Source organism: Bacteroidales bacterium MB20-C3-3, assembly GCA_035609245.1.
Taxonomy (GTDB): Bacteria; Bacteroidota; Bacteroidia; order Bacteroidales; family UBA932; genus Bact-08.
In genome coordinates, this window is record CP141202.1 from 32,410 (window position 1) to 55,247 (window position 22,838).

Annotated in this window: 15 protein-coding genes and 1 pseudogene; 2 read left to right on the forward strand and 14 right to left on the reverse strand. The window is 42.5% G+C overall.

All coding sequences use genetic code 11. The features are described 5' to 3' along the window. Positions 1-2: 2 nt before the first annotated feature. The 10 genes and pseudogenes from U5907_00190 to dnaK all read right to left on the reverse strand — a co-directional run bounded on the left by U5907_00190 (position 3) and on the right by dnaK (position 16,611). Positions 3-623 carry a hypothetical protein gene (locus U5907_00190; GenBank protein ID WRQ33087.1) on the reverse strand — a complete coding sequence of 207 codons (621 nt, stop codon included), beginning with the start codon at positions 621-623 and terminating at the stop codon, positions 3-5. Then, a complete protein-coding gene (locus U5907_00195; protein WRQ33088.1) occupies positions 613-2,070 on the reverse strand; it encodes a PglZ domain-containing protein in 1,458 nt (485 codons plus the stop codon). The genes U5907_00190 and U5907_00195 overlap by 11 nt, the downstream gene beginning before the upstream one ends. Then, the gene (locus tag U5907_00200) at positions 2,063-4,828 is read right to left on the reverse strand and encodes a helicase-related protein (GenBank protein ID WRQ33089.1); all 2,766 of its coding nucleotides are present in this window, start codon (positions 4,826-4,828) and stop codon (positions 2,063-2,065) included. The genes U5907_00195 and U5907_00200 overlap by 8 nt, the downstream gene beginning before the upstream one ends. Before the next feature lies 1 nt (position 4,829). After that, on the reverse strand, positions 4,830-7,436 hold the full coding sequence (locus U5907_00205) for a DNA methyltransferase (protein WRQ33090.1): 2,607 nt from the start codon (positions 7,434-7,436) through the stop codon (positions 4,830-4,832). A 6-nt stretch (positions 7,437-7,442) separates the two neighbouring features. Further along, a complete protein-coding gene (locus U5907_00210) occupies positions 7,443-8,963 on the reverse strand; it encodes an RNA-binding domain-containing protein (protein ID WRQ33091.1) in 1,521 nt (506 codons plus the stop codon). A gap of 10 nt (positions 8,964-8,973) precedes the next feature. Beyond that, on the reverse strand, positions 8,974-12,633 hold the full coding sequence (locus U5907_00215; GenBank protein WRQ33092.1) for a DUF6079 family protein: 3,660 nt from the start codon (positions 12,631-12,633) through the stop codon (positions 8,974-8,976). Further along, entirely contained in the window at positions 12,630-13,061 is a 432-nt protein-coding gene (locus U5907_00220) for a hypothetical protein (protein ID WRQ33093.1), read from the reverse strand. The genes U5907_00215 and U5907_00220 overlap by 4 nt, the downstream gene beginning before the upstream one ends. Positions 13,062-13,340: 279 nt before the next feature. Then, positions 13,341-13,874 (reverse strand): annotated as a pseudogene (locus U5907_00225) (Fic family protein). Positions 13,875-13,951: 77 nt separating this feature from the next. Next, complete coding sequence (locus tag U5907_00230; GenBank protein WRQ33094.1) at positions 13,952-14,251, reverse strand: hypothetical protein; 300 nt, start codon at positions 14,249-14,251, stop codon at positions 13,952-13,954. Positions 14,252-14,697: 446 nt separating this feature from the next. Further along, complete coding sequence (gene dnaK / locus U5907_00235) at positions 14,698-16,611, reverse strand: molecular chaperone DnaK (protein WRQ34105.1); 1,914 nt, start codon at positions 16,609-16,611, stop codon at positions 14,698-14,700. Positions 16,612-16,836: 225 nt separating this feature from the next. Here dnaK and U5907_00240 point away from each other — a divergent pair, with 225 nt between their 5' ends. Then, positions 16,837-17,517, forward strand: a complete 681-nt coding sequence (locus U5907_00240; GenBank protein WRQ34106.1) for an RNA pseudouridine synthase — start codon at positions 16,837-16,839, stop codon at positions 17,515-17,517. A gap of 173 nt (positions 17,518-17,690) precedes the next feature. Here the strand turns inward: U5907_00240 and nadD are convergent, their stop codons facing one another. Genes nadD through U5907_00255 form a run of 3 tightly spaced genes read right to left on the reverse strand, consistent with a single transcriptional unit; the run spans position 17,691 to position 19,630 of the window. After that, positions 17,691-18,287, reverse strand: a complete 597-nt coding sequence (gene nadD / locus U5907_00245) for a nicotinate (nicotinamide) nucleotide adenylyltransferase (GenBank protein WRQ33095.1) — start codon at positions 18,285-18,287, stop codon at positions 17,691-17,693. 4 nt (positions 18,288-18,291) lie between these two features. Next, entirely contained in the window at positions 18,292-18,873 is a 582-nt protein-coding gene (gmk, locus tag U5907_00250) for a guanylate kinase (GenBank protein ID WRQ33096.1), read from the reverse strand. Further along, a complete protein-coding gene (locus U5907_00255) occupies positions 18,866-19,630 on the reverse strand; it encodes a creatininase family protein (protein ID WRQ33097.1) in 765 nt (254 codons plus the stop codon). Before U5907_00255 ends, gmk begins: the two co-directional genes overlap by 8 nt. A 133-nt stretch (positions 19,631-19,763) precedes the next feature. Between U5907_00255 and U5907_00260 the strand changes: the two genes are divergently transcribed. Next, entirely contained in the window at positions 19,764-20,726 is a 963-nt protein-coding gene (locus tag U5907_00260) for a class II fructose-bisphosphate aldolase (GenBank protein ID WRQ33098.1), read from the forward strand. Between the two features lie 58 nt (positions 20,727-20,784). Here the strand turns inward: U5907_00260 and U5907_00265 are convergent, their stop codons facing one another. Further along, positions 20,785-22,206 (reverse strand): deoxyribodipyrimidine photo-lyase, encoded by a 1,422-nt coding sequence (locus U5907_00265; GenBank protein WRQ33099.1) that lies wholly within the window; start codon positions 22,204-22,206, stop codon positions 20,785-20,787. Positions 22,207-22,838: the final 632 nt, after the last annotated feature.

Genomic DNA, 22,838 nt, shown 5'->3' on the forward strand with positions numbered 1-22,838 from the left:
TATCAGCTGGCTATAAATAGAAAATATGGATCTCTGAATTGATATTCTTGGATTCCGTCCAGTGTATTATTTGTCTTAAATGATTCAATGAAGATCAGTTTACAAATATTAGATGTTATCTGAAAATCATTGTTGCGTTGATAAACGCCTAAATTTGGTCTTTTAATAAGGCCGGCTTCAATAAACATAGGAATAACGCTGTAAAGTGCGTTCTCTGTTGCTCTGTTACCACCATATTTATTTGAGAGGGCCCTTTTAATAGTTTCAGAATTGACTAAATTCTGTACACTAAGATATTTCCCCAAACACTGAAGTGTGTCAAACGCAAAGGCAAATGAACTGTTGAGTAGAGCTATTAGTATTAAATTTCTGTCATGTTTCTTTTTTATTGCTTGTTTTATGTATTCTTTATTTTCTTCAATAAATCCATTCAGTGAGTTACGTATAATAATCTTATCTACAATTCTCAGCGATTTTTTTAATCTATTCTCGCCTTTAAATTCAAGCTTTAATTGCTCCATAATGTAATTTTCACTGTAATAGCCGTTTAAATGGCTTTCCAATGCGGCATACAATGTATCCAATGGGATACGCTGATTTATATCTATAGATTTATGATTCATGTTTTATTTCTACAAATGGTATTAATACTTCCAGCAGGTGTGCTCCTCCATGTGTCACCAGTGATTCTTTATTTGAAAAACTTAGATCGGTTTTGAAATAAATGGCTTGTTCTTCCATTACCACTGAGTCACTTACTTCCGGATTATTAGCTATGAATTCTTCAGACAACCATTTTTCTGAATACTCAATATGTCTCTCACTTCTGCTGCCTGATTTATTGGTTCCTAATTTTTCCCGTCCTTGCAAGCCTCTCCAACCTTTAGCCTGAATGTTTCCGTGATCTGATGTTAGAAAAACAGTAAACCCTCTCGAAATTAAATCATCAACCATCTGAATGATTCCACTTCGTTCAATCCAGTTATTGGTAAGCATTAGCAAATCGACATAGTCTGTCGAGCTATGCATTTTATCATCAAGGTCTTTAAAAACAATAGCCAATTTTGATACTGAATCAATGTTTGATAAATCAATTTTCTCATGTTGATAGACCACTTCAAATGCATGACATCCTTTATCTTTCCAATACATTTTCCAGAGTTTTTCTTCACTCGTAGGACCTTGTCTGTAATCAGATAGCGGGATATCACCACGAAAGATGGCTTGGCGTGACAGTTGTGTTATGGAAGGCAACCAAGAATATATTACCTCTTCATGTTTGGTCCCTGGTAAGCGGTTTTTCAATAATTCATATTGCCATAAAGCCATCCCGTCAACCACGATAAGAGCAATTTTCTTTTCTCGATAGTTAAAGTTGATATAATCCAGAATTTTAGAAACAATTCGGGGCTTTTTTACAGCGCTTGAGTTTTTGGTTTGAGGATAACTCGTTTGCAAAGTCTCTAGAAAAACTGTATTGGCTTTGTTTATTTGATCATACAATTCTTCAAATTTTGGAGTGCCAATGGTTTTCGAAATACCTTCAGCAATTAACCGACTTACTACAGCCCAATTGATCTCCTCCTCATGGAGCAATACATGCAATCCGTCAATGAATTCGGCCAAATTGTATTCTGGTTCAGAAGATGTGGCTTCATCTTTTAGTTTCTCAATATATTCCTGAGTCTCTTTTCTGCTTAGTCCAACTAATGGTTGATTTCTAAACAGTTTGTCGATAATCGAAAGATCTAATTCAATAAGAGATGGTATGTGATATGATTGCAAAAAATTAGCTAGACTAAATTCAATCGCTACCGCTTCATTTTTTATGTCTTCAAGATAATTGGCGTTGTCTTGACTAAGCAAAACAAGTAACCCATCAGGTTCTCGCATTTCAAATGTTATGCGCTGTTCCATGCTGGTGCCATGATTGATTTCAATACCAATTGCCCCAAAGGCATCCTGTACATCGCTTCTGTATAAAAAGCGATCGTTATTCTCCACCAAAAATACTTTTGCCGGATAACTTTTCAGACGGTCTGTGATATGTTGGATAAGTCCTTTAGCCATTGATACGAATCATTAATAGTTGTTTAATGCCCGGAATGATTTTGCTCCCCGATTCAAATTCCTTAATCCATGCTTTGTGTTCTTTTTCAAGTCTTTGAAGTTTGGCTTGCCGTATATTGTCGATGCCGATCCTTTCAATTCTGGATTTCTGAAAACAGTAGGAATTCAACCGGTTTTCTTTTTTTGCTTTCATTCGAATCATTATATCTGCTTCCAGATTCTGGAATGAAAGAAACAAGGATTGATTCATCTCTTTTTGGAAAGACTCCGGTTCATTGATCTCCTGAGAGCCATCTATGCTAAATTTTCCAGATCCATTGATCAAACGATTCCAGATATCATTGGCATAGGCACTGTATTGCTTTCCATTATCGGCTAAAAAGTAGCATTGATACTGAGTTTTGCTTTCCATTGAATTGCGAGCGCTTATTTGCCACAAACTCCAATAGCCCGGGGTTTCTTCTCCGGTGCTTGATTTGATTACAGGAATGCTATTTGACAGATCAAATTCGCCCAGATCATTTAAAAGTTTCCTGATCCAGTCGTGCTGCAGTGTAATATGCTCAACGCCGGGATTACCTAATGAAACCTCGGCATCAAAGGTGATTTTCCTGCTTTCGCCCTGTACTTTAATGTCTGCATATCCCAATAGATTTTTTGTCAAGGTACCATGATGCACCATAATATACTGTTGTACCAAAGTTTCCAGCCAAAAAGGAAGCGGGCTGTGTTTTACCTCTGCAGCTTTTTTGTATTCAATTTCTGATTCTGCTACCTGTGGCAATATGCCCTCGGTGCTTTTATACTGACGCAATTTGCTCTTTATGTCATGCAACCATCGTTCCCCTGCAAATTCAAACCTTTCCGGATCTAACAAACTCTGCAGGTGTAGTTTGTTTACTTTCTTCATATCGAGGGTAGAGTCGAGCACATCCGAAGTTTTGTCAATGCCCAACTGCTCCAAAATGTTGTTGAGCTTTTCTTCAATTACCTCATATACACGCAAGTCAACACTATTGTTGGTGAGCATATTATAAGCTTTTACCGGATATTTTTGACCAATCCTATCAACCCGGCCAATGCGCTGTTCAATCATCATGGGATTCCAGGGCAGATCATAATTGAACACTATATGACAAAACTGCATGTTCAGGGATTCTCCTGCAGCATCGGTCGCAATTAGGATTTGTGCTTCGTTTTTGAAATGTGTTAACGCTCTTTTACGCTCATCCAGATCCTGTCCACCATGAATAAATGAGACTATGTACCCTTTGCCTTTGAAATAGTCCACCAACATTCTCTGTGTAGTTCTGAACTCTGTAAAGACCAGTATTTTCAAGTCCTGATTTGGTTGAACCTGCTTTAATTCCTCGATTTTCTTTAGAAGCGCATCGGCTTTGGCATCGGTTTCTGTTGCCAGACAATCTCTTGCCTGCGCTATAAGGCCTGACAGCAATTCTTCTTCATTGGCTAAGCCCGGTGCAATGCGCTGTACGATGTCTTCAAAATCGACTTCTTCATTCTCATCAAACTCATGATCTACTTCGTGCGCAAAATCGTCCAGAGTTGATTCTTCGCCTAATCGCAATCGCTCCAACCTGCCTTGCATGGCAGAGAGAATGGCTGCTGTGGAACTGCTCACCAAACGTTGAAACAAAATCATGATCAATCCTTTTGCAGGATTACCAGCACTTTTAGCTGTGTTAAATCCCCTTCGTACATAATCTGTCACGGCATCATACAAGGCCATTTGTTTTTGATGCTTGTTGATATCCAACTTAACATCAAAGCGCCTCGTCCACCTTTCATTGAATAGCTTTTTGCCTTCATAATTCACAGCAAAACGCCTTTCGGTTCGGATGACATAAGGCTCCAGTTCTTCAATATCGGGCAACCCTTCACCAGCAAATGCATCCGGGTCCAAAAGCTGCAATATTCTTCTGAAATGGTCTGATTTACCCCTATGGGGAGTTGCCGAAAGCAATAACACATTCGGAACGGAATTGCATAATTCCTGAGCCAAGATGTAGCGCGAAACCGTTGAGGTTGCACCACCCATTTTATGGGCTTCATCCATAATGACCAAGTCAAAATCTGCTTCCAAAACCGCTTGCATACGGTACTTGTTGTATTCATCTACCCGCTCTTTTGGCCAGCCTTGTCTTTTCTCCAAAGGTTTCAGAGCATCGGTAGAAACAATAATTTGATTGTGCTGTGTCCAGAAGTTAAACTCTTCATCGGCATTGATATTGGCAAAGGTGCGAGCCATAGAAGTAATCATCTCCGAATCATAGAGATGAAATACTTCATTGAAATGTTCTTTTAACTCGCTTTGCCATTGCAGCATAGCGGTCTTTGGGACTATACACAAAATGCGTTTAATATCGCCTCTGATTTTAAGTTCTTTCAGAATCAAACCGGTCTCAATGGTCTTTCCCATGCCCACCTCATCGGCCAACAAAAATCGATTTTGATTGGACTGCATCACTTTTTCCAGCACCAGTATCTGATGCGGCAAGGGGATCAAACTGCTCTCATATGGAGCCAATAGGTTTTTTCTGGCTACTTCGTCTTTAATTTTTGCCGCAATGGATACAAAGCGCAAGTAAGGCATAGAAAAATCGGTAGTTGATTCTTCCAATTCATCATAAGGGACTTCATGGAAGCTGCCGTCTACCATCAGGCGGATCCAGGCAATGCGTTGCCCGAACACTTCTTTATCTCCTACTATTTCACAAGCCTTGCCTTTGTATCTCATTTTATACTCTTGAACTGGCTATATCATAAAATTGCAACAGTACTTCATCTTCCATGAGCAGGTTGTTGGGGATGCGGTCGCCAATTTGTACGATGGTTTTGAAATCCTTCTCCTGGTAGCAATGCTTAAACCCGGCACGCAGGGCTTCTACCCGGGCTTCTTTTATTTTGCCTTTGGGTTTGGACGCTTCGGTTTTATAGGTTTCAAATTGCTTGAGGAGGCGTTTGGTACGGAGTTTCTCCAGGTCGGATTCGTTTTCCGGATCAGGCAGATACCATTGGCCCTTTTCGTTTTTCAGGAAGTTTTCTTCCAGTATGGTACGCATCTCTGGCAAGGTATCGCCCTTACGCATGTTGCCGGCCACTTCCTTCATCCATAGGGGGTGCAGGTCTTGCTCGGTTTTGGGTGCTGCCTCCAAAATGTGGCGCAGCCAGTAAATGGCATCTTGCTCGCTGGCTACAAAAATGCTGAGCTGCACAAAGTTGGGCACTGCGGCTTTTTTCCGGTCGTACTCCTGCACCTGCTCGTTGGTAAAGAACATCCCATCGCGCTCAACAAAACGCTCCCGCAAACCCTGCTGAAACTTCCCGGCATCGATGGGCACAGGCAAACCCCGTTGCACATAAAAAGCAATAAGGCGGTCGAACAAAATTTTGGGGCTACGCTCGATGATGGCGGTGGTGGAGTTGCCAGAAACCAAGTGGATGGGTAAATGCTCCAAATGTTCGGCTACAAACTCCCATACACCTACATCGGATTGTTTGTGTTGATTGAATTTTTGGTCGAATACGGAGGATGGTTTGTAGCAAGAGATAATTAAATCTTGCTTAACTGAAGTTGCATTTGTTACTGAATTATAACTTCCTTGCTTTTTATCAATACCTGTAATATTTGCGATTACAAAACCAGCCTTTTGTAGAGCGGTTTGAATTCCATTCCAAATACTTGAGTTTGTATTGCTAAACTCAACAGTCATCCATCTTCCTGGCTTTAATATTCTAAAAAACTCCTTAAAACAATCAGTCATTAATTGATTGTAACTTGAAGTAGTCTTTTTTTGAGTTTTATTTTCTATTGCTTCTCTATTTGGGTCTGTTAATACCTTTAGCCAACCTTCTGTAATTAAATTCAACTCAGAATACATCAAATTGGCACCAAATGGTGGATCAGTAAAAATGTAGTCTATCGTGTTGTTATTTAATTGAATATTATCGGCACTTCCAAGTTGAACTAAGTTTGTTTGAGAAATATCAAATTTTAAATCTTTTATTTTTTCTTTTAATAGCTTAAAAACATTATTTTCTTGGGTTAATGACGCTATATAAAGAGTACCATTTAGGTAACCCCCTTTTCCGTTAGCTCTCCATCGGTAGAGCCTACTAGAGTTTAAAATGATACTTGTAAATAATAAACCTATCCTATCGGTAAAATTAATCCTACTTAATAATGATGATAAAGCTTTCAGATTCCGATCTGTGAATAAGTCATAAACATTTTGATATCCCATTCTTCTAGGCTCTCCCGTTTTATCTCCTAAACCAATCTCTATATTGGGTATATATTTTTTGTTTACAGGAAGTCTTTGGACCCTTTCAAGGACTTCATAATCTTCCTTTGTTGGAATTCTTTCATATCTCTTGTTTCCAACAGAATAGTTAATTACTACTGGTATTGTTTTAGTCTTTTTTACAACTTTATTAGATACTAAATCAACTGATGTTGCAAATACTTTATTTAAGGCCTTCTTATCTAAATCTCTCTTGCAATTTGGGCAATTAAATTGTTCATATTGCTCCTTTTTGTCTTTGCTAACAGCATTGTCCCAAAAAACAATTTCTTCATTGCAGGTTGGACAACCAAAGACTTCACTCCAGATTGTATAATTAATCTTACCAATTACACTTTTAGTATGTTTTACTTCATACATCCAACCATTCTCTCTTTCAAGTTCATCTAAAATGAAAGAAGCTTGATTAAGGAACTTCTCTAAATCAAACTTTGAATTATAGTTGTAAGAGATAAATGACGCTATCGGAGATAAGTCATTTAAAACTGATTTTCTTTTTCCCCATCGTAAAATATCTTTTGGTTTATTGAATATCCACTCATTTTCTATTTGTATTTTTTCTGATACCTCTGGCTTATTACACCTACTTATTGCAACCCCCGTCATCCCAGTTCCAGCAAATCCATCAAAAACAATGTCTCCCGGCTGTGTGTAATGCAAAATGTAACGCATAATGGCCGGATGTGGTACTTTCGTGTGGTAGCTATGTGCCATGTAGATTGGATTGTTTTTCCCTTCACTCACATCCGCAGCATACGGCTCGGTCACCTCAAAATCCGCTTTCCGCAAGCCCTGTTTTTCCAGTTCCTTTTTTTCTGCTTCCCACAGGGCAATAAAGTCGTTGAGCCAAGGATTTGGGCAAGCGGTGTAGTATGGCGGGTCGCTTAGGTTTAGGATGTCTTCGTCTTCGCCTATGGGAAAGCCTTCCATCAGTTTAAGTTCAGGCAGTTTTTTGCGCAGCTCTTCGCGGAAGTAGCTGCGGCGTTCTTCTTCTGAGTTGAAGGTAAGGCCTAAAACGGTGATTTTATTTTCGGTGCTCATTTATATTTATTTGATGATTTTCCAATAGCCGCCCTTTGCAGGGCCTACCCGTTGAATAATTTCTTTTTCTTTGAGTTTTTTGATGTTGTTGCCAATAGCGGTTTCTACAATACCAATGGTTTCGGCCAGTTTTAGCATCGAAACATCGGGTATGGCAGCCATCATATCAAGGATTTTTATCTCGCTCCGGTTCAGACTTATATGTAATTCCTGCTTCCACCAATTCTCTATTTCAGGCCAGTGTTGTTCCCAGTGATCACCCCACTTTTCACCCCACTTTTCACCCCACTTTTCACCCCACTTTTTACCCCATGTATCGGTGTCTCTATCAGTGTCTTTATCGGTGTCTTTTATCGCGAGTTTCATGATGGTACTATCAAATTCACGTAGAATCTCTGGTGTGGTTTGGTTGTACAGTTGCCAGTTGCTTTCAATTTTATCTAAGCCAAAACCCACATTTTCCGCCAGTTTTACCATACGAAAGAGCTTAGTGATAATGGGATTTCGCGGCAAAGAAAGGTCTTTGGCTTTCAATTCTTCAACGGGTTTAGGTAATCCGCCCGGGTTGTAAAATTCTATGTGATCAGTAAAAATCCTGATGCGGGCATGGCCGGGTGCAAAATAATCGGCATGCATCAGCATATTGACCAAAGCTTCTCGAATAGCTTCTAATCCGGGCGATAGTTCTTGCCCGAAACCTTCGGCTGTTAAATTGAAGCGCACATCTACTTTTTGTTTCAAACGTTCAAAGCAGGCAAAGTAATATTCCCAGATATTTTCTTGCTCCTCCAGCCGGTAGGTATATCTTATTTTGGCATCCGTATAGGAAGTCCCGGGCACCTCGAGCAAATCAATCCGAAAGTCGGGAAAATATTTTTCAATGAATGTCCGCTGCCCAAACATCAGCAATCCGCTGTAGGTAAGCATGCCGTTTTCGGTGATGCGAAGTTTTTCGAGAAACTCATCGGTTGTATATCGGTTATAGCTTACCGCAGGATTAAAACGGGACATATAGTCACGGTATCTATCGATAGAATTTAGATGCAGGTAATTTTGCTGCGTACCTGCTGCCACCTGTGAAGTTTTAGTACCAAAAGCCTGATCGCGGTACATTGCATCTATTTCAATTTTACTGGCACGTTGGTCGGCACTACCTCTTCGAATAAAAGTATTGGAGAGCGTGTTGAAATAAATAGGTTTATCGGCAGAAGGTTCTATATAAAAACAGAGTACGGATTTGCCATCGAAGTTTAGGATGGATTGTTGGGAAGTAATTTTCGCATTGAACTTTTCGCTACGCAAAGTATTTAGAAAATCTTGTTCCAGTTTTTCAGGGTTTTTTACGCCTGCAATTTCAAAGGTATTGCCTTTTTGCACAATGCCCAAAATGAGCCAGCCGCCATTGGTATTAGCAAATGCAGAAACTGTCTCCCATGTGTTTTTAGGGATTTCAGAAGCGGCTGCCTTTACTTCAAAGTCTTCCCATTCAATTTCCGCAATTCTTTCTATCAATTCTGCTTTAGTCATATTTCTTCCATTACTTCAAAATGATTCTGATTTTATCCCGCTCTTTGCCCTTGGCGATTTGGTCAATGTAGGCTTTGAAGGCTTCAATGGCTTCATCGGGAGTGAGTGGCTTATTGAACGTGCTTTTCATGCTCTCGATACACAGCTCCACTTTTTCTAAACCTTTGTGTAAATCCATAATGGCATTGCGGATGCGCAGGGCATTGTCTTTAGCCAGATCTATGGCTCCGGATTTAAAATCAGAAAGCAATTTTTGGGTAGCGTCATCCAATAGGTTCATTTTCTTTTTCACCATGGGGTCATCCAGGGTGTCTTTGAGCGTACCGGTCCATTGGTCCAGCAGTTCTTCCAGGTCTGTTTTCAGTTGCTTTACATTCAGCACTTCGGCTCCTTCAAAATCAGCCGGGTTGAAATCCTGATAGGGAGCTGTCAGTATCAGGTTCTTGTTCACTTTGCTATCGGCCGGTTGCAGTTTGTTGATTTTTTGGAGCCACTGCATGAACTGACCTGAAGAAAGGAAATCGGCATCTTTCAGGATATCGCAGATGGCTTTTGAATCCGAGTCGAGCAGCGCTATTTTTTGGGTATGATCTTTTTGGCTGATGCGGTGCTTCAAGTACAAATCAAGGTACCAATCGGCATAGCGCTCTTTGAGTTGATGGAGCTGCTTTTTGTACTTTTCCAGTTCCGCTTCATCGTCCTTACCCAAAACCAGAGCCAATTGATGGATGGCTTCCGACACCTCTTCTTTGAAGGCATTGTCGGTAATGAACTGTTTGCATTGCTGCAAATAGGAAATGTCCTCATTCAGCAGATTTAGTTCAGCCAGTTGCTTTTCCAATTGTTCCACTTCGGCTTTAGCAGGCAGGATGCGGTTCAAGTCATCCACAGAAAAAGCGAAGTTTTTAATCTTGGCCTCGGATGTATAATTGGCCAGCTTGTCGCAGAAACCGGAGAATGCTGTGAAGTGTTGACGGTATTTGCTTGCCTGCTCGGTGCTTACAATATCGATGCCTTTAAAAATGTACCCTCCCTGAATTTTGCCGAGCAGGGTTACAGTGCGTTTTGCCCAATCGTTGGCAGCGCTTACCAGATGCGTATATGTTGAAGGGTCTTTAAGCTGATTGCTTAAATCCCGACCCAACATGCCCATAAACATAGTTTTCAGCGCAGCGAGGTTTAGTCCTTTGGGTGGCTTGATGTGCGTGAAAGAGTAGAAGTCCTGTTTTTGGATATCCTTCAGTTCATTGAGATTCGTTGAATTGATAGACTTTCCGGAATTCAAGGTGATTTCAATTTCACCCAAAGCTGCCAGTGTAGCCATAACTACAAATTCCAGTTCGGCTTCAATCTGAAAATCTTTGGTGAGCCACAGGTTATCGCTTCTATCCACATATTCAATAATTTCATCTCGATTTAGTACTTTCCCTTCTCCTTTATCAGCCAATAGTTTTAATAAACTCTTAGCATAAGGAGAATGACTGTAATCAAGCATGCCAGGTACCCAACATCCCAAACCCGTTAAAATACCTTCCCCGTCTCGGTTTGCTTGTTCGGGGTTAGATACTTTTATAAGTGCTTGTTTGACCATTCGGTCAAAGTTTTCTTTAGCTACTGAGGAATTGAGTTGTGTAAACTTGGGATAATTGGGACGTTCGTCTTCAAACCAATTTTCAAACACAATAGATGCCACAGTAGAGAAGATTTGCTCTTTAGTGGAGCCAGCACCAGGCAGTGGGTATCCGCTCAAAGGAAGTTCTTTGCCCTGATAGTCCACCTGGGTTATTTGCACATATTCCTGGTCAAAAAGTGCTCTGGCTTTTTTATTCAGTTCCTCAATCTTTTGGCGGTAAATGGGCTTCTGTGAACTATCTGATCGCACTTCCAATGCCAGGGCAGCACCATAGAGTGTCACTGCTTCCTTGAACTCTTTAGACAAGCCATCAAAAACAAAATATATTTCATCCTCTTCGTGATTGCGACTTTTCTTGCTCTCATCGAAGATAGGCATAAAGTACATGTAAAAATGCTGACGAGGATGAGTGGTGGATTTTTCGTTGGGATTGCCGAAGAAGATATACCCGTCACGATAGGTTTTGTGCGATTTCCAGTCGATGCTATGTTCCCATATACGAAAGCCTGTACGGTAGGTATCATGATCAAGCGGAAGGTTTACTTCCAAAAATTTAAAGAAGTATTCATCCTTTTGGGAGTCGGCCATGGTTGCCGCATAGTCCTTTATCTTTTGGTCGAAATTGACTCCGCCTTCAATGCGTAAGTGGTATTCGGCATTCTCTGCGTTTTTATCAAAGTACTGACCGGATGTTGCAGTAATGATTTGCTGCGCTGCCGAATCAATAATGTCGATTAAGAAATCACGGTCAGTGGCTAGTTTATCGGTTAGGCATAAATCATCAACAAGGTGTTCAGTATTGGTTCCATTTTGTTTTTGAAGTTCGTGTTGTAAGATTTTTATAGCACACGCATTAACAATGCGTTTGGCTACCGTTTTTTTTGAAACCCTCACTCCGGTGAAGTACGATTCTACTTTATCCTGAATGGTGTCGGTTATCTCCTTTACTTTTCGAATATCCGGGACTGCCATTAAGTCTTGACTTCTCTGTATATCTTCCCAATAGCGATCGTAGGTGAGTAATCCGGGATTGTCTTTGGGTACTTCTTGCTCTAAAATTTCGGAAAACTGATTGGATAGCGTTTTAAGGATTTCACGTTGGCTTTTCCCGATTCTGATTTTTTCGAAATTTTCAAAATAGGTTGGATGAACAGGGTAGAGGTCCACATAATCCTGTGTACGTCCGTGCATGTCTGTGAAAAGAGCCAAAAAGGGATCAAGGTGTGATTTAATTTTTTGCTTTTGGTGTTCGTCTTTTCGCAGCAAACGGTTTTTTACGATGAAGGCTACATCTTCTTTGGTAATCATGATGTCCTTGTATCTGTCGTTTACTTTCTGCAGCATATCAGCCGCAAATTGGAATTCGGGCGAATGATAAATCATTTCCTGAACACCAAAAATGAATTTAAACTTTGACTTGTCGCAGGCCTGTCCCAATGCCTGTAGCACGGCTAAATCCTGATTCAGTTTATCGGCTGCACTACGGCCTTTCAGATAGGCAAGCATCTCATCAATGACGATAAGGAAGCCTTTGTCCGGGAATTTATCTTCGAACTCAGCCATCATTAAAAGCAGCTTATCGAAATAGGGCTTAGGGCCGTGTCCATCAAACGAGAAATTGATTCCCTGGCTTTTGAGGTAATTTTCTATTTGATATGTGATCACCTCCCAAAGACTTTCGGTATTACCCAATTCAAAACGCAATACTTTGAATTTTCCGGCAATAGCTTTTAATTCCTTTTTAGGCTTTTCGTCATTCACTAAGTCAATTAACGATGCATCTTCAGCAAGCAAGGATACTAGTGACATCAAATGCGATTTACCGGTACCATAGTTGCCGACAACCTGCAAGCCAAATGATTCTCCGGAATAGTTAAAATCAAGGTTTCGAATCATCAAGGGTATGAGATGATTTTTGAACGTATCAGAGAACACAAAGGTTTTAATCAATGATTTCCGATAATCTGATTCACTTGTCCGGCTAAATTTTACTACTTCGGTGATGGGTTCGAAGTTCAATAGTTCTTTATACTTCATATTACGATATGGCTTAAGTTCTTGATATTTATTTTGATTCCGTTTTCTTTGGTCAGAAAGTAGATGTTATCTGCATCAATTTCTCCTTTCCATTTGACGAAAAGCACGTTATTTTGCGAGTAGCTGTCTAGTATCCTATTGAAATCGATTTTTAATGCTGGTTCGAAAAGGACGCCCAGATTATTAATGGATAAATATTCCCTAAAAAGATCGTGATTAGAGATTGCTGCATTGAGGATCCTATCCAATTCTAAAGAAATCCTCATAGGAATTCTTCCCGGCTCAATTAAATTATAGATACTCTCAGATATTCGCAACCCGATATTTATAGATTCTAGCTCGGAAAGATCCTGTGAGTGAAAAATGATCTTGTTACGTGCTTGTGACTTTATGTAGTCCACAATAATGTTGGAAAGTTGCTTATCCATTTATTTTAAGTTACTTGTTCTGTCAAAAAATTGTTACATCAACATTTTGTAATGGTCTAAAAATTTTGGACAGGAATTAATAAACAATTAAATTTCTGTCCAAAATTTTTAGACCATTACAATTACGGGTTATTTCTGTCGCTATAAAATTAAAATTTTATTATTTCTAATCCAATACTTGCTTCTAGCAAATTCTAGAATATCAAAATATCAAACCGGTGTGTGTTCTGGCTTAATCTTCTAAAAGTTGATTGGTTATTGTGAGATTGCTTTTCAAAATTACTCTGCTTCTTCGTAATAGTAAGAGTAATCAATCCCCCTCATATAGGTCTCCCGACTGTTTATTTCATCAGTGAGGGCGTTTTTTATGAGGCTCTTTAAATTTGAACTGTCTGCCGGACTTTTTACCATAGCGTTTAAATATTCGGCTTTGTTAATCTTACTCCAGTCAACACATAATTTCATACTGCTTTTGAATATCAAGTCAAGCCAGATGCGCATTGTTCGTCCGTTGCCTTCCATAAATGGATGGGCGATATTCATCTCAACGTACTTGTCCACGATTTCATCAAATGTGCTTTGAGCCATTTTTTCTATCTGGCTCAGAGTGTCGTTCAGATATAGTGCAGATGCAAATTGGAAGCCCCCTTTGGATATATTGTTGTTTCTGATTTTACCCGCAAAATCGTAAAGTCCTCCAAAAAGATATGCGTGTATTTGCTGCAGGCCTTTGGTAGTGCCTACCTCTATGCTACCGTTATTTAAACTTTCAAAAAGAGCATATGCTTTAATTTTGCTTTTTCCGTCAATGGTCTCAGTCCCTTTTGAGATATATATTTTCCGGTTGTTGCTCATATAACAAAGTTAGTCAAAATGGTTGAAAAAGTGAATCAAACCTCAAGATAGTCATAGTTCATCTCCCTCAGAAACTGCTTTGTGGTGGCGGTGGAGAGTCGGCCCATAATTTTGTCAATCTCCTCCTCGTTGGTGGGGTTGTCGGCAATGAAAAGTCTCATATTTTCCCTGGTGTCGTTAAGGCCTATTGTGTCTGCAATTTTATAGCGCAGGTCTGTGTGTTTAAGCACCAGCTGTGCATTCTCCCAGTTGCCTGTTCCGCCGTTCTCCTCAATCTCCCACTGAATTGCAAGCAGATCAAACAGCCACTCCCGTATAAGTTCATTTGTGTCCATAACTTGTCGTTTTTTAAATTATGGTACAAAGTTAGGGTGGGGGATTGACAGGTTTTGACAATGAAAAAAGGTGCTTCGCAGTTTATACGGCCGGGAACCGGCCGGGTGTCGTCGTCGACGTAGTCGCTACCTCAGGGGTAAATGGCCAGACAGTTGATAATTAGCGTGTTGTGTACTTTCTTAAATTTTTCATAATACGCTCAAAACCAGCTATCTGGCCATTTACCCCTGAGGTAGTAGCAGGTGACTTGTCGGTCGTAGTTCCGGCGCGCCAGGTGCAGGGCGCCGGGTGTCGCTCCCGCTCGGGAAAAATAGCCGCTGCGGGCTAAGAGCCCGTAAAAGAGAAAGGCTCCTATGTTTGACCAAACAAGCTTGGTCATCCATAATGAGCCTTCCTCTATTTTCGCTTCGCGAAATTTGCGGCTTTTTTCCGCTTGCTTATTCGCTTACTTTACCTCCTCAAAATCCGCGTCTGTTACCTCTTGGTCGCCGGAGCCGGAGTTTTGGTTTGCGCCTGGGCCTGGGCCTTGTTGGTCGGCGCCGGGTTGTGGGCCGGACTGGGCGGCTTTGGCCATCTCTTCTGAGGCGGCGTGCCATGCGGTGTTCATCTCTTCGGTAGCTTTGTCAATGGCTTCCAGGTTCTGAGATTTGTGTGCCTCTTTGAGGTTGTTGAGGGCGGTTTCGATAGGGGCTTTTTTGTCTGCCGATATCTTATCGCCGTACTCTTTGAGGTTCTTCTCGGTCTGGAATATCATTGCGTCGGCTGCGTTGATTTTGTCTACGCGCTCTCTTTCGGCCTTGTCGGCTGCTTCGTTTGCTTTTGCCTCGTCGCGCATCTTTTGGATTTCTGCCTCGGTAAGTCCGCTTGAAGCTTCAATTCTGATCTTCTGCTCTTTGCCGGTTCCTTTGTCTTTTGCGGATACGTGGAGGATTCCGTTTGCGTCGATGTCGAATGTCACCTCAATTTGTGGAACGCCTCTTGGTGCAGGAGCGATACCGTCAAGGTGGAATCGGCCTATGGTTTTGTTGTCTTTAGCCATTGGTCTCTCTCCCTGTAGAACGTGAATCTCTACGGAAGGCTGGTTGTCGCTGGCGGTGCTGAATACCTCGGACTTGCGGGTAGGGATGGTGGTGTTTGACTCGATGAGTTTGGTCATCACGGAGCCGTAGGTCTCGATGCCGAGTGAAAGTGGTGTAACGTCCAGAAGGAGTACGTCTTTTACGTCGCCTGAGAGTACGCCGCCCTGGATGGCTGCACCTACTGCTACTACTTCGTCCGGGTTAACGCCTTTGCTTGGGGCTTTGCCGAAGAATTTCTCTACTATTTGCTGGATGGCAGGGATTCTGGTTGAACCTCCTACAAGGAGAACTTCGTCTATGTCTGCTGCCTTTAGTCCTGCATCGCTGAGGGCTTTGCGGCATGGCTCAACGGTTCTCTGAATGAGTGAGTCACAAAGTTGTTCAAATTTTGCTCTTGTAAGTGTTTTTACAAGGTGTTTTGGAACGCCGTCAACCGGCATAATGTATGGGAGGTTGATCTCTGTTGATGTCTGGCTTGAGAGTTCAATCTTTGCCTTCTCAGCTGCCTCTTTAAGCCTCTGAAGGGCCATCGGGTCTTTACGAAGGTCAAGGTTATTTTCGTTTTTGAATTCATCTGCCAGCCAGTCAATGATCATCTGGTCAAAGTCGTCACCGCCAAGGTGTGTGTCACCGTTTGTGGATTTTACTTCAAATACTCCTTCACCTAATTCCAGAATTGATATGTCGAATGTACCGCCACCAAGGTCAAACACTGCAACCTTCATGTCTCTGTGCATCTTGTCAAGTCCGTATGCAAGGGCTGCTGCGGTAGGCTCGTTGATGATTCTTCTCACCTTAAGACCTGCGATTTCGCCTGCCTCTTTGGTTGCTTGTCTTTGTGAGTCGCTGAAGTATGCCGGAACGGTGATAACTGCCTCTGTTACCTCTTGTCCCAAATAGTCTTCTGCTGTCTTCTTCATCTTTTGTAGGACAATTGCCGATATCTCTTGTGGTGTGTATAGTCTTCCGTCTATGTTTACGCGTGGTGTGTTGTTGTCCCCCTTGTCAACTTTGTAAGGAACTCTGCCAACCTCTTGTGATACACGGTCAAAGGTCTCCCCCATAAATCTCTTTATTGAGAATATGGTTCTTGTTGGATTTGTAATTGCTTGCCTCTTTGCAGGGTCGCCGATTTTTCTCTCACCATTGTCTGCAAATGCAACAATGGATGGTGTGGTTCTTTTACCCTCACTGTTGATTATTACTGCCGGTTCATTTCCCTCCATCACTGCAACGCAGGAGTTGGTAGTGCCCAGGTCAATTCCTATTATTTTTCCCATTTTATATTGATTTTTTAATTGTTTACTTTGTTGAGTGGTTTTCCCCTTAGGGTCTGCCTCAATACTTCTAACATTGTGCCAATACAGAAATACTGACAAGGTGTCAGAAGGCATTGTTGATTCTGTAATTATTTGTCTAGATTTGCACATCTGAAATTGATTAAAATGAGCGAAAATAATAGGGGGATCTTGGGTAAAACTGCGCAGAAAAACTCTGCTGAGTGGCTGGATATCTTGTTTGAAGACAATCATATAATTATTGTGAATAAGAGGCCGGGGGAGATTGTACAGGGTGACAAGACAGGAGATACTCCGCTGAGCGAGATTGTGGCGGGGTTTATTGCGCGCCGGGATGCAAAGCCGGGCGCGGCGTTTATTGGTGTGCCTCACAGATTGGACAGACCGGTGAGCGGAATTGCAATATTTGCAAAGACATCTAAGGCCCTTGAGCGTCTGAATGAGATGTTCAGGGAGGGGGCAATTGAGAAAAAATACTGGGCCATTACGGCGAGCCGGCCTCAGAAGGAGGCGGGCTCGCTCCGCCACTACCTCTACCGTAACGAGCAGCAGAACAAATCATACGCATACGATAAAGAGCGTAACGGCTCCAAGGAGGCCCGTCTCAACTACAAACTCATAGCCACAGGAGACCGGTACAACCTCATCGAAGTAGAACTTCTTACAGGCCGGCACCACCAAATCCGCTGCCAGCTCGCCGCCATCGGCTGCCCCATCAAAGGCGACCTCAAATACGGCTCACCACGCTCAAACCGAGACGGCAGCATCTCACTTCACTCCCGCAGTGTCAAATTCACCCACCCCATAAAGAAAACCCAAATCTTCATCACCGCCCCGCCACCGATAGATCCCCTCTGGGACCACTTTATTGCTGTTGTGGGCAAGTAGTGGATGCCAATTCTAAATCTCGCTGTAAACATCTTACCCGCACCACTTTAACGCTCTGTATATCTTCAATATAACACTTAATCCCGCGGATCATCCGCGGGATTAAGTGTCAATGCGCACACAGCAAGCTAGTTACAGCGCTGCGGGTTTTGGATTTTAGTGTAAATTGTAAATCAGTATTTGAGTGAGTCAGTAGCTTCGCCGCGGAGTTCCATTTCGCGGATTTGTGTGGAGGAGATGTCCAGGTAGGGGGCGTCAATTAGTTTGACACCGTATTGGGCGCATAGAGAAGCAACCTGAGTGGATTGTGGGGCTTCTGCCGAGCATGCTCCGGCGGGTGACTGACGGCGCGGATAAACCCACACTTCAAATTCATCAAGAAGGTTGCGCCAGGAGTTCCACTTCTCAATTACCTCAAGGTTATCCGATCCTATTATAAGTATGTGTTCAACGCCGGGCTCTGTCTCCCGAAACTTTCTAAGAGTGTTGATTGTGTAGAGTGGCTCTTCCATTGAGAATTCAATATCTGACACATCGATTTTCTTGCCTCTGTTTTTCAACTCCGGCTCGGCGGAGAGCCTGGCAGCCGCCTCGCGCACCTGATCCAGCCTCTGAAGGGGAGAGCTCTCTACTCTCTCTTTAAGTGGGTTTTTCGGGCTAACAACTAGTACGAGCCTGTGGAGTCCGCCCTCTGTAAGAATCCACCTTGCAATGGCGGCGTGCCCTGCGTGAAATGGGTTGAATGATCCAAAGTAAAGGGCTGTACGCATAAGTTCAGAAGTTCTCTCTTATAATTAACTCCACCTCATTAAGTGCAGTTTGCAGGTCATCGTTTATAAGGATTTTGTCAAAATTACCTGAGTATAGCATCTCTTTCTCAGCCTTGGCTACTCTTTTTTCAATTGCTTCCGGCGTATCGGTGCCGCGCTTTACAAGTCTTTCGCGAAGGGTCTCCAGGGATGGAGGGGCAATAAAAAGTGAGAGAGCTTTGTCGCCGTAAAGCTTTTTAAGATTCATTCCTCCCATAACATCTATGTCAAAGAGGATAATCTTTCCATTGCCCCAGATTCGTTCAACTTCGCTTTTGAGGGTTCCATAGAATAATCCGGGATATACCTCTTCGTGCTCAACAAATTCTCCGGCAGAAACCATGCTTTTAAACTCGGCCTCAGAGAGGAAGAAGTACTCCTTTCCATGAACCTCCGCCCCTCTGGGAGCCCTTGATGTTGCCGATACCGAGAAGTCAAAGCAGTTAAAGGTTTTCAACAGATGCCCCACTATGGTGCTTTTGCCTCCACCTGACGGGGCAGATACAATTAGAACATTTTTAGTAACTGAATTTTTAGAATTATTCATAGAGATCCTCCTCATTTTCTATCTGTGAAAATTCCAGAATAAATTTTGCTATTTTCTCTGTGCACTGTTTTACAAAGAGTTCTCCCTTCTCTTTTGTCGCTTTTTTTGGATTACCCACACCTGTATCTTCAGAGATGTAGATCCACCTTCTTGGAGTCCATGCCCACTTTTCACGAAGCCCCTCAATTTTAAACTTTGTCTCGGCCCCTGTCCCTGCTTCGTCAAGCGGAGCTACAAGGTTAGGATTGGTGTACATCATTGCCGATGTCTCCAGTTCACCTGCATGGTCGCCCGGCTCTACAAAGTACTTATCGGCCTTTGCAACTGTCCACCAATTAACATATGACATTACTATGTCAGGAAATTCTAAAGATAACTCTCTGATTAATGGCTGGAAAGCGTTTCCTCCGTGTCCGTTTATTATGACAAATCTTCTGATTTCGTGCGTGTCCAAAACATACAGGATATCTCTGAGAATGGAAAGCTGAGTCGTAGGGTTCATATGCATACAGAGCGGTATCTCCATCTGTCCGCTGTTTACTCCATATGCTATGGATGGCAAAACTATTGCTCCGGCACCGCTGAGATTTGCAATTTCTGCAGCATCTGCCGCGATTCTTTCTGCCAGAATTGTGTCTGTACCGTATGCCAGGTGGAGGTTATGCGCTTCAGTGGCTCCCCATGGGAGAATTGCCACATTGTAAAGAGAATTTTTGACGCTCTCCCAGTTGGTTTCCTGAAGGATATGAGTTTTCATCTTTTCAGTGTTTTATGCAAAGTTAGTGTTTAAGCTTATAAATTTGTATTTTTGCATGATTTTTGATTGAATCGATGCAGCAATTCATGATAATTGATATTCAGAAATAATAACTCCAAACAAATTATATAAAATGATTTCATACAAAGAACTAGGCCTGGTAAACTCAAAAGAGCTTTTTGCCAAGGCAGTAAAGGGCGGATACGCTATTCCGGCTTTCAATTTTAACAACATGGAGCAGATGCAGGCAATTATCTCTGCCTGTGTTGAGACAAAATCGCCTGTTATTCTTCAGGTTTCAAGCGGTGCACGCAAATATGCAAATCAAACTTTGCTCAGATATATGGCTCAGGGTGCTGTAGAGTACGCAAAAGAGCTTGGACAAAATATTCCTATAGTTCTTCACCTTGACCACGGTGACAGCTTTGAGCTTTGCAAATCTTGTATTGATATGGGATTCTCATCAGTAATGATTGACGGATCTCACCACTCATTCGAAAAGAACATCGAGCTAACAAAGCAGGTTGTGGAGTACGCACATGCTCATGGTGTTACCGTTGAGGGGGAACTTGGAGTACTTGCCGGTGTGGAAGATGAAGTTTCTGCCGAACACCACACATATACTCAACCTGAAGAGGTAGAGGAGTTTGTAAAGAGAACAGGTGTTGATTCACTGGCAATCTCAATAGGTACTTCACATGGTGCTTTCAAATTCAAACCAGGACAAAAACCTGAAATCCGTCTTGACATTCTGAAAGAGATTGAGCAGAGAATTCCCGGATTCCCTATCGTTCTTCACGGAGCATCAAGCGTTCCTCAGGATGTGGTTGCGGACATCAATAAATTTGGAGGCAAGCTGGAAGATTCTATCGGTATTCCTGAAGAGCAGCTAAGGATGGCAGCCGCTAGTGCAGTTTGCAAAATCAACATCGATTCAGATGGCCGTCTAGCAATGACAGCAGCAATCCGTAAAGTATTCGCTCAAAGCCCTGCCGAATTCGACCCGCGCAAATACCTCGGCCCGGCCCGCGACGCACTTAAAGAGCTCTACAAGCACAAGATTCTTAATGTGTTAGGCTCAAACGACAAAATGTAACCTTGCCACAGTTTTTGGCAACTAATTGATAATAAGGCCTCTGGATGGGGGCCTTTTTTTATTGTCTGCTCGATAAATAAGCGGCAAGTGCCCGCTCCCGGGCAAATTTGTGTTCAACAATTGGTGAAATATAGGCCGATCCATCTGTGCCCATAGCCTCCGGAACCCAGCGGCGGATATAGCTGCCTTGCGGGTCAAATTTTCTGGCCTGTTCTGATGGGTTGAAAATTCTGAAATATGGTGCTGCATCACAGCCTGTTCCGGCTGCCCACTGCCAGTTCCCAACATTTGATGATAGTTCGTAGTCATTGAGTTTTGCGGCAAAATAGCTCTCGCCAATCCGCCAGTCTGTCAGCAGGTGTTTTGTCAGGAAGCTGGCCACCACCATTCTAACCCGATTATGCATATGCCCTGTCTCGTTTAGCTCACGCATACCTGCATCCACAAGCGGATAGCCGGTCTCTCCACGCATCCAGGCCTCAATCTCCTGCTGGTCGTCTCTCCAGGGGATAAAATTGTACTGCTTTTTGAAAGGGGCCTCTTCAGAATATGGAAAGTGCTTGATAATATGCATAAAAAATTCTCTCCATATAAGCTCACCAAGCCATGTGTCGTTTAATTTTGCCCCAATTGCCACCGCCTCCCTTATGCTTATTGTGCCGAATCTCAGGTGTATCCCGATTTTTGTTGTTCCGGTATCTAATGCGGGTATGTCTCTGGTTTTGTGGTAGCTGGGAATTGTCTCTTTTATTTTCAGAAGTAACTGTTCCGGATTATCTTCAAATCCAAGGTTTTGTATGGTTTTAAAGCCGATTTGTTCAGGAGTGGGGGTTGAACCGAATAGTTTAAGGGTGGGGGAGTCGAGCAAGAGTTGGGCTTCTGAAGTTCCTCTTCCACTTATCTCCCCGCTCACTCTTTTGCTCACATTTCTACTTCCGTTTCCGCTTGCGCTTTCTCTACCCTCATACGCCACCCGCCACCTCTTAGAATACGGTGTATAAATCGTATAGGGACTCCCGTCCGGTTTTCTGATTCTGGAATCGTCAGGAGAGAAGATCACCTGGTCTGTAAATTTAAAAACTTGAACACCTCTCTGTCTTAAAATCTCTTCAACCTCACTATCACGCTTTAAAGCAAATGTTTCGTAATCCTCATTAAAGAAGAGTGCCCCGGGCAAATAATCAATGCCATCCATAATACCCGCCTGCAAGCCTCCATCAAGTATCCACTTAAATGCATCTTTGGGTTTACAATAAAAACAGAGAATCGGCCCCAACTCACTCTCAACCCTTCTCAAACTCCGGATAATAAATTCAACCCGCCTATCCTCACTGTTCGGCAACAACTCAAGGATTCCAGGGTCAAACACAAAAACCGGAACTACGCTCAATCCGCTCGCCACAGCCGCCTCCAGCGCCTTATTGTCACTTGCCCTAAGATCCCTCCTCAGCCAAACCAGCGCAACTTTTTCGTTATTCATACTTTTCTGTAATTCTTATGTAAATCTAAGAAAATCGGTTGAATATTTACAGCAATCCTTACCACTCACCCGCAGCCCCTCCGGAACTTTTCCTCCTCATTCGCTTCGCTGCTTCCGGCGGAGGTTCCTTCGCTCAAAGACCTGCTCCTTATCCCTACCTGAATCACCCGCAGCCCCTCCGGAACTTTTCCTCCTCGCTCACTTTGTTCGCTGTGGCGGAGGTTCCTTCGTGTCTCGGTTGATTCAGGTAGGGGCATGGCAATCTTTTTAACATAGTTTACATTGCAGATCATCCGTAAAAAAGTGTTAATAAGAAGAATAACAGCGCTATACAGAGGTGCGGGTATGACGGATAACCGGCCGTATAAACTGCGAAGCACCTTTTAAACTTGGCGGGAGGCGGTGAATTGCCAGAAGGCGGGCGAGGGTTTGACAGGGATATTTGTTTATCTAATAGGTTGTTAGGTGTTTAAGAATTGGTTTTTTAAAAACTTTTTCAAAAAGCAATTTGCAATTGCTAGATTTATAAGCACATATACGAATATCCCTGTCAACCTACCCGCCCGCCCGGCCTGAGTTGCCCATTCGGCAGATGATTTTTGCGAAACCCGTGCGGTTCTAAGTCTCAGATT

What these genes read in the sequence shown, in the direction of transcription:
- U5907_00190 (WRQ33087.1), bottom strand. Translation starts at nt 623, where the DNA reads ATGAATCATAAATCTATAGATATAAATCAGCGTATCCCATTGGATACA.
- U5907_00195 (WRQ33088.1), bottom strand. Translation starts at nt 2,070, where the DNA reads ATGGCTAAAGGACTTATCCAACATATCACAGACCGTCTGAAAAGTTAT.
- U5907_00200 (WRQ33089.1), bottom strand. Translation starts at nt 4,828, where the DNA reads ATGAGATACAAAGGCAAGGCTTGTGAAATAGTAGGAGATAAAGAAGTG.
- U5907_00205 (WRQ33090.1), bottom strand. Translation starts at nt 7,436, where the DNA reads ATGAGCACCGAAAATAAAATCACCGTTTTAGGCCTTACCTTCAACTCA.
- U5907_00210 (WRQ33091.1), bottom strand. Translation starts at nt 8,963, where the DNA reads ATGACTAAAGCAGAATTGATAGAAAGAATTGCGGAAATTGAATGGGAA.
- U5907_00215 (WRQ33092.1), bottom strand. Translation starts at nt 12,633, where the DNA reads ATGAAGTATAAAGAACTATTGAACTTCGAACCCATCACCGAAGTAGTA.
- U5907_00220 (WRQ33093.1), bottom strand. Translation starts at nt 13,061, where the DNA reads ATGGATAAGCAACTTTCCAACATTATTGTGGACTACATAAAGTCACAA.
- U5907_00230 (WRQ33094.1), bottom strand. Translation starts at nt 14,251, where the DNA reads ATGGACACAAATGAACTTATACGGGAGTGGCTGTTTGATCTGCTTGCA.
- dnaK (WRQ34105.1), bottom strand. Translation starts at nt 16,611, where the DNA reads ATGGGAAAAATAATAGGAATTGACCTGGGCACTACCAACTCCTGCGTT.
- nadD (WRQ33095.1), bottom strand. Translation starts at nt 18,287, where the DNA reads ATGCGTACAGCCCTTTACTTTGGATCATTCAACCCATTTCACGCAGGG.
- gmk (WRQ33096.1), bottom strand. Translation starts at nt 18,873, where the DNA reads ATGAATAATTCTAAAAATTCAGTTACTAAAAATGTTCTAATTGTATCT.
- U5907_00255 (WRQ33097.1), bottom strand. Translation starts at nt 19,630, where the DNA reads ATGAAAACTCATATCCTTCAGGAAACCAACTGGGAGAGCGTCAAAAAT.
- U5907_00260 (WRQ33098.1), top strand. Translation starts at nt 19,764, where the DNA reads ATGATTTCATACAAAGAACTAGGCCTGGTAAACTCAAAAGAGCTTTTT.
- U5907_00265 (WRQ33099.1), bottom strand. Translation starts at nt 22,206, where the DNA reads ATGAATAACGAAAAAGTTGCGCTGGTTTGGCTGAGGAGGGATCTTAGG.